The sequence below is a fragment of the Micromonospora sp. D75 genome (genome assembly GCF_018070405.1).
Classification (GTDB): Bacteria; Actinomycetota; Actinomycetes; order Mycobacteriales; family Micromonosporaceae; genus Micromonospora; species Micromonospora chalcea.
This window is the reverse complement of record NZ_JAGPXV010000163.1, coordinates 1-10,001: the sequence shown is the minus strand read 5'-3', so window position 1 is coordinate 10,001 and position 10,001 is coordinate 1. Positions and strand designations below refer to the sequence as shown.

General features: G+C 74.0%; 11 protein-coding genes. 3 read left to right on the top strand and 8 right to left on the bottom strand.

Going from position 1 to position 10,001, the window contains the following annotated elements; translation table 11 throughout:
* A partial coding sequence (locus KBX39_RS12705; RefSeq protein WP_312247092.1) for a glycosyltransferase family 2 protein occupies nucleotides 1-1,685 on the bottom strand: 1,685 nt, incomplete at its 3' end.
* A gap of 214 nt (nucleotides 1,686-1,899) precedes the next feature.
* Complete coding sequence (locus KBX39_RS12700; protein WP_210870610.1) at nucleotides 1,900-2,556, bottom strand: C39 family peptidase; 657 nt, start codon at nucleotides 2,554-2,556, stop codon at nucleotides 1,900-1,902.
* A gap of 857 nt (nucleotides 2,557-3,413) precedes the next feature.
* Here KBX39_RS12700 and KBX39_RS12695 point away from each other — a divergent pair.
* Nucleotides 3,414-3,929, top strand: coding sequence for a GNAT family N-acetyltransferase (locus KBX39_RS12695; protein WP_244206014.1), 516 nt, complete (start codon nucleotides 3,414-3,416; stop codon nucleotides 3,927-3,929).
* Here the strand turns inward: KBX39_RS12695 and KBX39_RS12690 are convergent.
* A complete protein-coding gene (locus KBX39_RS12690) occupies nucleotides 3,919-4,113 on the bottom strand; it encodes a hypothetical protein (protein WP_244206013.1) in 195 nt (64 codons plus the stop codon). The two genes, KBX39_RS12695 and KBX39_RS12690, sit on opposite strands and share 11 nt — an antisense overlap.
* 92 nt (nucleotides 4,114-4,205) lie before the next feature.
* On the opposite strand from KBX39_RS12690, the gene KBX39_RS12685 reads away from it, so the two are divergent.
* Entirely contained in the window at nucleotides 4,206-5,504 is a 1,299-nt protein-coding gene (locus KBX39_RS12685) for an NAD(P)/FAD-dependent oxidoreductase (protein WP_064446170.1), read from the top strand.
* Nucleotides 5,505-5,529: 25 nt separating this feature from the next.
* Here KBX39_RS12685 and KBX39_RS12680 read toward each other — a convergent pair whose 3' ends face one another.
* The 3 genes from KBX39_RS12680 to KBX39_RS12670 all read right to left on the bottom strand — a co-directional run bounded on the left by KBX39_RS12680 (nucleotide 5,530) and on the right by KBX39_RS12670 (nucleotide 8,482).
* Nucleotides 5,530-6,612, bottom strand: coding sequence for an AI-2E family transporter (locus KBX39_RS12680; protein ID WP_043324573.1), 1,083 nt, complete (start codon nucleotides 6,610-6,612; stop codon nucleotides 5,530-5,532).
* A 38-nt stretch (nucleotides 6,613-6,650) separates the two neighbouring features.
* Complete coding sequence (locus KBX39_RS12675; RefSeq protein ID WP_208635184.1) at nucleotides 6,651-7,439, bottom strand: spermidine synthase; 789 nt, start codon at nucleotides 7,437-7,439, stop codon at nucleotides 6,651-6,653.
* Between the two features lie 71 nt (nucleotides 7,440-7,510).
* Nucleotides 7,511-8,482 carry a DUF2267 domain-containing protein gene (locus tag KBX39_RS12670; protein WP_209961636.1) on the bottom strand — a complete coding sequence of 324 codons (972 nt, stop codon included), beginning with the start codon at nucleotides 8,480-8,482 and terminating at the stop codon, nucleotides 7,511-7,513.
* Nucleotides 8,483-8,665: 183 nt separating this feature from the next.
* On the opposite strand from KBX39_RS12670, the gene KBX39_RS12665 reads away from it, so the two are divergent.
* Nucleotides 8,666-8,980: a hypothetical protein gene (locus KBX39_RS12665; protein WP_030504313.1), complete on the top strand. Its 315-nt coding sequence runs from the start codon at nucleotides 8,666-8,668 to the stop codon at nucleotides 8,978-8,980.
* 74 nt (nucleotides 8,981-9,054) lie between these two features.
* Here the strand turns inward: KBX39_RS12665 and KBX39_RS12660 are convergent, their stop codons facing one another.
* Both KBX39_RS12660 and KBX39_RS12655 read right to left on the bottom strand, forming a co-directional pair.
* Nucleotides 9,055-9,402: an STAS domain-containing protein gene (locus tag KBX39_RS12660; protein ID WP_233514741.1), complete on the bottom strand. Its 348-nt coding sequence runs from the start codon at nucleotides 9,400-9,402 to the stop codon at nucleotides 9,055-9,057.
* 43 nt (nucleotides 9,403-9,445) lie between these two features.
* On the bottom strand, nucleotides 9,446-9,790 hold the full coding sequence (locus KBX39_RS12655; RefSeq protein WP_312247091.1) for an STAS domain-containing protein: 345 nt from the start codon (nucleotides 9,788-9,790) through the stop codon (nucleotides 9,446-9,448).
* Nucleotides 9,791-10,001: the final 211 nt, after the last annotated feature.

The window sequence follows — 10,001 nt, the reverse complement described above, 5'->3', positions numbered from 1 at the left end:
GCGCGCCGCAGCGGGCCTGGCTGGACCTGCGCGGCACCACGTACCTCCAGGTGCCCATGCCGGCCGAGCCGGCCTTCCGCGCCGCGCCCTGACGTCTGCGCGGGGCCGTGCCCCGCTGTCTGCGCCGCGGCTGGACCGCGCCGGCCGCGCCGGCGCAGCCGCCCGACGAGCTGCCCGACGGTCACCGGCACCACGGACAGGACGAGCTGACCGTTGCGCCCGTCGACGGTGGCCGCGACCGCGTACAGCCGGGCGCCGTGCCGCAGCAGGCGGGGCCGCCCGGCGGCGAGCCGGGGCGCGCGCACCGCGGCCCCGCCGCGCCCGTGGCCGCCGTCCACCTCGGCGCGTACCGGATGCCGCCGGCCGCCCGCGCGGCTCGCGGCCAGGAGCCGGTCGAGGGGGAACTCCGTGCGGACCGTGCGGCCGGTCGGGTCGCCGGCGTCGACCCGGGTGGCGCCCACGACCGCACCGGCCAGCAGCCGCACCGGTCCCGCCTCCGCGGCGAACCGGGGGTACGGGCTGCGCGCGGTCACCGTGAGCGTGTCCCCGTCGGCCCAGCTCACGTCGACGGCGTCCAGCCGCGCCAGCCAGCCGGCGCGTACGTCGGTGACGTCCGTCCAGCCGGCCGGGGCGCCCGGATAGCCCGCGTGCCACCGGTCCCCGGCGAACACCGTCGCCGGCACCCCCCGGCCGGTGTCCTGCTCGATGACCGCCAGCAGCTCGTCGACCCCGCCCGCGGTCACCGCGCCCAGCCGCAGCCGGGCCTCGATGCCGAGCCGGTCCCGCACGCCGTCCGTGACGTGCTGCCGCACCAGCCGGGCGACGCTGCTGTGCACCAGTTCCTGCGTGGCCCGGTCCAGGTGCCGGAAGTCGTCGCCGACCAGGTTCGCCAGCTCCAGCCCGACGTGGCGGCACAGCACCGCGTCCCGGCGCGGTCCCGCGGGGATCAGGCCGGCGACGAACGCGAACAGCCGCTCCACGCTGACCAGGCGCTGCTCGACCCGGCTGTGGTAGGTGATGTTGCGGGCGTCCAGGCGGCGCACCGCGTGGTAGTAGTCGTAGTCGCCCAGCACCGAGATCCGCCGGGCGTGGTAGCAGGCGGCGAGCGTGAACGGCTGGTCGCTGAGGACCGGCATGTCCTCCGGGAAGCGCAGCCCCAGCCGGTCGACCACCTCGCGCCGGAACAGCTTCGTGTTCGCCAGCGACCAGGGCAGCGCCGAGTCGAACAGGCTCACGTCGACCGCGTTGCCGTCGGCGAACACGTCGGAGAAGACGTGCCGGCCGTTGACGCCCACCACCCTGCCGAGCACCACGTCCGAGCCGTACCGGTCGGCGGCGGCGACCAGGCGTTCGAGGGCCTCCGGGCCGAGCCGGTCGTCGGAACCGAGGAAGAACACGTACCGGCCGGTGGCCAGGTCCAGTCCCCGGTTGCACGGCGCGGCCGGGCCACCGGAGTTGGGCTGGTGCGCCACCCGTACGGTGCCCGGGTACCGCGCGGCGTACCGGTCCAGCAGGCGGCCGCTGCCGTCGGTGGACCCGTCGTCCACCGCCACGATCTCCATCCGGTCCGGACCGATCGTCTGCCGCAGCAGCGAGTCGAGGCACTGCCGCAGGTAGCGCAGCGTGTTGTAGACCGGTACGACGACACTCACGTCGGGGCGGTTCGTCGCCTCCTCGGCTGTCACTGCTGCTCCTTCACGGTCGCCCGGACGGTCCGGCGCGACCCAGCGTGGTGGAGCGACCCGTCCGGGTGACGACGCCGGCGTGACGACGAGGTGACCGGACGGCAGCCGTTGGATACGCGCGGAAGGGCCCGACCCCCTGTGGTGGGGGTCGGGCCCTTCCGGTGTGCGTGCTGCCTGTTCTTGCTCTGCAGCCATGGGTGCGGCGGTGTTGGTCTTAGCTGGTGCTGTAGCCGCGGGTGGCGATCCAGTCGGCGAGGTTGTCGATGCTCATCCGGTAGGTGGCGGTGTTCGGGTCGGCGCTGTCGGCGATGGTGACGGTCTTGCCGTCGTCGCGGTAGCCGATGACGCTGATGTAGTGGCCGCCTTCGAAGGAGTGGGTGGTGCCGTCGGTGTCGGTGGCGGTGCCGGCGATGTTGGCGACCACGGCCCGGCCGGCGTCGACGGTCTTGACGACGTCGGCGCGCAGCTTGTCGGTCTGCTTGTCGTCGGCCTTGGGGGTGCTGATCTCGACCGACTTGTAGGCGTCCTTGGCGCCGGTCTCCTTGTTCAGTACCGGGGTGATGTCGTTGATGGAGTTGGTGCCGGCTTCGGTGGTGCCCATCTCCTCGGCCATGGCGTGTACGTCGATGTTCTTGCCCTGCACGCTCAGCGCGTTGCGGGCGGCGGCGGGGCCGCAGAAGTAGAAGTTGGGCTGGGCCTCGTAGCGCACGTCCAGCTCACGCTCACCATGACCGCTCTTGCGGTCGGCGACGATGGCGGCCTTCTCGGCCGGGGCGGCGTGGGCGGCGATGGCGGGGCCGGCGATGCCACCGGCGGTGGCGACGACACCGGCAGCGGTCAGAACGGTCTTGCGCAGCAGAGTGGTAGCCATGATGGTTGCCTCCCTGAAGTGGGGGATACGCGGCGGGGGTGCCGCGGAGGGGAAAAGTCTTGGGGGGTGCCCGTGGAGGGGCTGGCACGCGGGCGACCCGGAAGGGGCCTGCTCGTCGCGGCTCGGGGGATGTAACGACCTGCGGGCCGGGGATGATTCCCGCCGACCGTGGCTGCCAGCCGGGGGGTGACCGGTGGCGTGGGTCTGGGGATGTAACCACGAAGGGACCGGGGCCATTCCCGGGGACGGCGGCGTGCCCGTCGCTCGGGGATGTAACGACGTCCGGGCCGGGCCGATTCCCTGACCTGGCGATCCGCGCGGGGGTGCCGGGCGGCTAATGTTCGGCGCTCGTCCCGGTGTCCCGGGGTCAGCCATGTACAACGCCCCGCGCCCGCCACCGATTCCACCCTGACGGTGGCACCGACCACAGCCCCGCAACACAGCGAAACCGGACACCGACCGCCAAACGACCCGGCCCGCACATCGCCGACGGGTCCGCTAGCTCAAGAGCCCTCAAGATCCACCATGCGTGCGCGATCTTGCACTTATTGCCCCGGCAAACCTCGCAAAACAGGCAAGCCTTGGGCGGTAACTGCAAGATCGCGTGGGCGTGGGCGTGGGCGTGGGCGTGGGCGTGGGCGTGGGCGCGTCCGAAGGGTGGATTGGCGGTCTTGCCGATCGGGACGAGACCTCGTGCTGGGCGAGATCTTGGAACGAAACGGCCCCTATGGGGGCGCGTTCCTTCCAAGATCTCTTGTGGTCCTGAGAGGTGGAACAGTGCTCCCGGTGAGTAGGACAGCGGGTGGCGGAGCTGACCCGGGTGGGGCGGAGTGGGGGCGGTGGCCGAGAGTGGGACGGTGCGATATCTGCGCAGCGACGGCCGCGTCGCCATCCGCCGCCCCCGCCCCGCCGACGAGGCGGAGTTCGTCGCCGCCGCCCGGCGCAGCCGTGATCTGCACCATCCGTGGCTGTCCGCGCCGGACGACACGCAGCTGTACGCGGCGTACCTACGCAAGATCCGGCGGCGGGACAGTTCCGGGTTCCTGTTCTGCGACCGGGAGAGCGGTGAGATCGCCGGGTACGCGAACATCAGCGGCATCGTGCGGGGCGCGCTGCGTGGCGGCTACCTCGGATACGCGGCGTTCCGCCCGTACGCCGGGACCGGGCACGCCTCGGCCGGGGTGCGGCTGGTGATCGGGTACGCGTTCGGGCCGCTGGGGCTGCACCGGCTGGAGGCGAACATCCAACCCGGCAACGAGCCGTCGAAGCGGCTGGCGCGTCGGCTCGGCTTCCGGCTGGAGGGCTTCTCCCCGGACTACCTGTTCATCGACGGCGCGTGGCGCGACCACGAACGCTGGGCGATCACCGCCTGACGCCCGAGCCGCGCCGCCGCCGAACCGAGCAGCCCCAGCTGCCCGGCTTCGGGAAGGCGACCGGGCTGTGGTGCCTGGCCCGGTCCACCGCCCGCACACCGAGGAACACGTTGTCCTTGGACAGGTCGACGGTCACCTCGGTGACGTCGCCGACCGGCAGCACCCCGCGGCGGAGGCGGTACATCCTCGCGTCGATCGCGAGGAATGTCCATATAGCCGCTGATGGATGGATCTTGGGTACGTTTGTCGCAGGTCTGCCCGGGAACGGCAGCAGGCATGACGAAACCACGTGTGGTGATCGTGGGGGCCGGGTTCGCCGGGTACCACGCGGCCAAGACGTTGCGCCGACTGGCCCGCGACCGGGCCGAGATCGTCCTGCTGAACACGACCGACTACTTCCTCTACCTGCCGCTGCTGCCCGAGGTGGCGGCCGGCGTGGTGGAGCCGACCCGGATCGCGGTGCCGCTCGCCGGCACGCTCGACGGCGTCCGCGTGGTGGTCGGCGAGGCGGACCGGGTCGACCTGCAGAACCGGTGGGTCGGCTACCGCTCGATCGAGGGCGACCACGGTCAGCTCGCGTACGACCGGCTCGTGCTCAGCGTCGGCAGCGTCAACAAGCTGCTGCCGATCCCCGGCGTGACCGAGTACGCCCACGGCTTCCGCGGCCTGCCCGAGGCGCTGTACCTGCACGACCACGTGGTCCGGCAGATCGAGCTGGCCGAGCTGACCGACGACCCGGCCGAGCAGCGGGCCCGCGCCACGTTCGTGGTGGTCGGCGCCGGCTACACCGGCACCGAGGTGGCCGCGCACGGGCAGCTGTTCACCGACCGGCTGATGGCCCAGCGCCCGCACCTGAAGGTCCGGCCGCGCTGGATGCTGCTCGACCTCGCGCCCCGGGTGCTGCCCGAACTGGACCGGCGGATGTCGGTCACCGCCGACCGGGTGCTGCGCAAGCGCGGCGTGGACGTGCGGATGAACACATCGGTCGCCGAGGCCACCCCGGACGGGGTGATGCTCACCGACGGCGAGTACGTCCCGACGTGCAGCCTCGTCTGGTGCGTCGGCGTACGCCCCGACCCGTTCGTGGCCGAGCTGGGGCTGCGCACCGAGAAGGGCCGGCTGGTGGTCGACGAGTTCCTCAACGTCCCCGGCTTCCCGGAGGTGTTCGCCTGCGGCGACGCCGCCGCCGTGCCCGATCCGACCCGCCCCGGGCAGGTGTGCGCGATGACCGCGCAGCACGCCCAGCGGCAGGGCAAGCTGGCCGCGCACAACATCGCCGCCTCCTACGGGCAGGGCGTGCGCAAGTCGTACAAGCACCACGACCTGGGCTGGGTGGTGGACCTGGGCGGCAAGGACGCGGCGGCGAACCCGCTGAAGGTCCCGCTGGCCGGGCTGCCGGCCAAGGCCGTCACCCGCGGCTACCACCTGCTCGCCATGCCCGGTAACCGGCCCCGGGTCGCCGCGGACTGGGCGCTCGACGCGACTCTGCCCCGCCCCGCCGTGCAACTGGGCCTGGTCCCGGCGAACGCGGTGCCGCTGGAGAGCGAGTCACCGGAGCTGGCCCGGCGGCGCTGAGCGCCGCGCACCCGCCGGCCGGCCCTCACCCGCCGGCCGGCGGCCGCTGCGCCGGCTCACCGTCGGCCGGCTCCGGCAGGGCCTGCCGCCCGGCCGGCACGAACTCGCGCAGCAGCACCTGCGCGATGCCGGCCGCCGGGATCGCCAGCAGCGCGCCGACCAGGCCGCCCAGCTCCACCGCCAGCAGCAGGCTGACCAGCACCGTCAACGGGTTGAGCCGCACCGCGCGGGCCATGATGACCGGCTGCAGCAGATGGTTCTCCACCTGCTGGTAGACCACGAAGAAGACGAGCACCACGATGCCGGCGGTGGGGGAGTGCACGAATCCCGCCCCGGCCGCGGCGATCGCCCCGAGCGTGGCGCCGACCAGCGGGATCAGGTCCACCACGGCGACCGTCAGCGCGATCACCGCGGCGAACGGCACGCCGAGCAGGAACAGCACGACGAACGTCAGGCCGCCGCAGATCACGCTGATCAGCACGTTGCCGCTGAGGTAGCCGGTGACGATCCGGGACGAGTCACGGCCGATGCGCCGCAGCCGCCGCGCCGGGCCGTCGCCGACCAGCCGCAGCGTCGCGGCGACGATCTTCGGCGCTTCCAGCACCATCAGGTACGCCAGCACCACCACCGTGACCAGCGCGGTCACCGCCTGGGCCACGCTGCGGACCACCCCGACCGTCGGATCGCCGAGCCGCGAGCCGAACCGGCGCAGCTGGCCCGGCTCGGCGTACCGGAGCAGGTGGAAGCGGTCCAGCAGCCGCCCGACCGGTCCCCGCCCGGCCTGGGCCTCGCGCACCAGCTCCGGCAGCCGGTCGGCGAAGCGGGCCACCTCGTCCACCAGCGGCACCAGGATCAGCGCGCCGACCGCGGCGAACAGCGCGAACGCGGCCAGGAACACCAGCAGCGTGGCCAGCGCGCGGCGGCGTACGCGCCGCTGCAGGCGGTCCACGAGCGGTTTCAGCGCGACCGCGAAGAACACCGCCACCAGACCCCACACCAGCACCCGCCGGGTCGCCCAGACCAGCGCCAGCCCGACCACCGTGGCGAGGACCAGCCCGATCACGACAAGCGTCCGGCGCGCGGTGGACCGGTCGTCGGCGGTGCTCATCCGGCGCGGCTACCCGCCGCGCGGGCCGGAAAACCGGCTCAGCCCAGGTCGGCGTCGGTGACCGGGAGGGCGCCGGCGGCGAACGCGTCGAGCGTCGCGTCGTGCAGCACGGTTCCGGGCACCGGATCGGCGGCGGCCCGGGCGGCGAGCCGGCGCGCCGGCAGCCGTCCCGGCGTGGGCGATGCGGCCAGCACCACGTTGCCGTACCGCCGTCCGCGCAGCATCCGCCGGTCGGCCACCAGGCAGACGTCGGCGAACACCGCCCGCAGCGTGGCCACCTGCCCCCGGGTGTGCGCCAGCGGCGGCAGGTCGGTGAGGTTGATCAGATAGATGCCGTCCGGGCGCAGCACGCGGGCCACCTGCGCCGCGAACTCGACCGCCGCCACCTGCGGGGGCATCCGGGCCGCCCGGTACACGTCGGCCACCACCACGTCGTACGCCATGGACGGCGCCTCGGTGACCGCCTCCCGGGCGTCACCGATCGCGACCACCACCTCCGGCGGCAGCGGCGGCAGCTTCCGCCGGACCAGGTCGACCACGCCCGGGTCCCGCTCGATCACCCGCTGCGCGGAACCGGGCCGGGTGCGCGCGAGCCAGCGCGGCAGTGTGAGCGCGCCCCCGCCCAGGTGCAGCGCCGTCAGCGCCGCCCCCCGCGGGGCGGCCAGGTCGATCGCGGCGGCGATCCGCCGCACGTACTCGAAGTGCAGGTACCGGGCGTCGGCCACGTCCACGTACGACTGCTCGACCCCGTCGGCCAGCAGCGTGCGCCCGGACGGGCGGGCCGGGTCCACCACGATCTCCAGGGTCTCGGTGTCGTCGTGATCCACGGCGGCACACGGTACCGCCCGGCCACGGGTGGCCCCGGCCCGCGGGGGACCGGGACCGTTCCGCCGCCGGGTCAGCCGGCCGCCATCCCGGCGCCGGCCTCGTCGACTGCCGCGTCCACCCGGTGCGCGAGGTCGACGTCCGCCGCGGTCACGCCGTCGACCTGCTGTGTGCGGACCGTCAGCACGGCGTTGTCCGGGTCCGGCCGCCCGATCTGCGGCGCGCGCCCGGCCTCGGCCTTGAGCTGGTCCAGCCGGTCGAGCACCCGGTCCAGGTTGCCGCCGGGCAACTCGATCGTGCGCACCAGCGACCGCCGGTCGCTGGACCAGTAGGGCAGCGCCGCGAGCGCGTCACGCAGCTCCGGCTCGGTCAGTGGCGCGGTGGCCGAGGACGCGCCCACCAGGCCGCCGCCGAAGTCGGTCGGCCCGAGCAGGTCACGCAACTCGTCGGGTACGCGCAGCGACTCGACCAGCTCCGCGTCGGCCTCATTGAGCGCGGCGAGCGTCGCCTCGGCCTGGTAGCGCGCCTGCTCCGGGGTGAGGCGGCTGTAGCGGCCGACCTCGGCCAGGAACCCGGGCAGGTCGCGGCGGGGTTCCATGCCATACACCGGCACCACGTCGTGCAGGGTCAGCGGCACCGCCTCCAGCAGTCGCTCCCGTGCCGCCTCGTCCAGCGCCTGGGCCAGGGCCAGCACGGTGCCCTCCGCGGCGACCTTGGCCGTGGTGAAGTCCACCCCCGCGCGCCGGCTCACGTCGTCGACGAGATCCCGGTAGCTCATCGAGACCCCGGGTGACGGCGTCGGGTCCGGCAGCGGGCGCTGCTGCTCCGCGACGGCGACCGGCGGCGGCGCGGGACCGCCGCGCGTGGTGTCCGGCTTGTGCCGTCCGGCCGGCGGCGGGCCGGACCGGTCGTGCCGGTCCAGCGAGGTGACCTGCTTGGACGCGCTCAGGCTGGCGCCGGTCTGGCTCGGCCGCAGCCCTCGCTCGCGGGCCTCGCGGGCGAGAGCCCGGCGGCGCTGGTTGTCGCCCTCCATCTGCTTGCGCATCGTCGCACCTCGTTCCTGGTCGGTTGCGCTTGCGCCGACCGCGTTCCCGGCGCTGCCGGGAAGCTAACGGGAGGCCCGCCCGGCGGAGGCTTCACTCGCTGCGGGTGAGGAGCGCTCACCCCGGCGGGCGGCAGGATCGGATGGACCGGACAACTTCCGACGCACGCGGAAGGGCAGGTCGACATGAAACGGATCGTGGAGATCGTCCCCGCCCGTCCCGGGTGGTACGCCCGCTGGCGGATCGGCCCGGACGTCACCCGCTGCTACCCGGTGACCCTCTGGGCGCTGCTGGAGCACCACGACGGCACCGGGCGTGAGGTGATCGGCGTCGACTGCGTCGGGCAGTGGCCGGGCGCGGACGACGACGGTGCTACCGGAGACTTCGTCCGTTACCTGTTCCAGACGCCCGATTCCGGCGCGCCGGAGGACGCCGAGGCCCCGATCGTGGGAGAGCCGCACACCACCGGCCCGCGCCGGCAGGCCGCGCCCGCCGCCTGAGCCATCCTCCCGGTCCCCGGCCCCTGGTCCCAGGGCCGGGGGCCACCCCTTCCCGGCAACGGCGTGCCGCGCGGTCAGCCCACCTCGCGGGCGCCGCCGGTCACGTCGCGGGGCGGGGCGGCCAGCAGCTCGGCCAGGCCGGTGCGGTCCAGCAGATGCCGTACCTGCGGATTGGTGTTGCGCAGCCGGACCGCGCCGGTGCCGGAGCGGTGGATCACCACGAGCGCGCTCAGCCCGGACGAGTCGCAGAGGACCACGCCGCCGAAGTCGAGCTCCACCTCCTGGCAGCCGTCGCGGCGAAGCCGCGCAACGGCCTCGACCAGTTCCGGGGCGGTGTCGTAGTCCAGCTCACCGGCCAGCCGCACCCGGACGGCGCCGGCGTCGAGCCGGTCCACCTCGATGGTCAGCATCTGGGAGGGCACGCTCCCATGTTCCCAGCCGGACCCCGGCGGGAAACCCCCGGGGTCACGCGGAGGCGGCCGAACCCGTGGCGGACGGCCCGGTCCGGTCATCGACCGGCGCACGGTCGAGCAGGCCGGTGACGCCGGTCAGGTCGAGAATGGTCTCCAGGAACCGCGGGACCGCGCGCAGCTCGATCCGGGTGCCGACCTGCTGCCCCTCCCGCCAGGCGTGCACGATCACGGACAGGCCGGTGCTGTCCAGGAACAGCAGGTCGGCGAAGTCGAGCACGAGCGTCGCGGGACGCCCGGCGAGCAGCCGGTCGACCTCCGCGCGCAGCGGCGCCGCGGTGGCGTAGGCCAGGTCGCCGCCGACGCCGATCACCGGGACGGCAGGGTCGGAACGATCCACGGAGATGCTCAGCGGGGTCGCCTCGGACCTTCTGCGTTGAGGAACCACCATCACGCCTTTCCGCACGCTGCCGGTCGGGCAGGGATGCCTGGATCGTAACAACAGCGGCACCGCCCCGCTGGGCGCGCGCGGGCCGCCCCAGCAGCGTCGGCTGGGTGGCGGTACCGGCATACCGGCGTAGTGTGGGGCGAAGAGATGTGGCCACAGGCGC

Excerpts from the sequence above, each read along its gene's own strand:
- KBX39_RS12700 (WP_210870610.1), bottom strand. The coding sequence starts at position 2,556 with ATGGCTACCACTCTGCTGCGCAAGACCGTTCTGACCGCTGCCGGTGTC.
- KBX39_RS12690 (WP_244206013.1), bottom strand. The coding sequence starts at position 4,113 with ATGTACCGCCTCCGCCGCGGGGTGCTGCCGGTCGGCGACGTCACCGAG.
- KBX39_RS12685 (WP_064446170.1), top strand. The coding sequence starts at position 4,206 with ATGACGAAACCACGTGTGGTGATCGTGGGGGCCGGGTTCGCCGGGTAC.
- KBX39_RS12680 (WP_043324573.1), bottom strand. The coding sequence starts at position 6,612 with ATGAGCACCGCCGACGACCGGTCCACCGCGCGCCGGACGCTTGTCGTG.
- KBX39_RS12670 (WP_209961636.1), bottom strand. The coding sequence starts at position 8,482 with ATGCGCAAGCAGATGGAGGGCGACAACCAGCGCCGCCGGGCTCTCGCC.
- KBX39_RS12665 (WP_030504313.1), top strand. The coding sequence starts at position 8,666 with ATGAAACGGATCGTGGAGATCGTCCCCGCCCGTCCCGGGTGGTACGCC.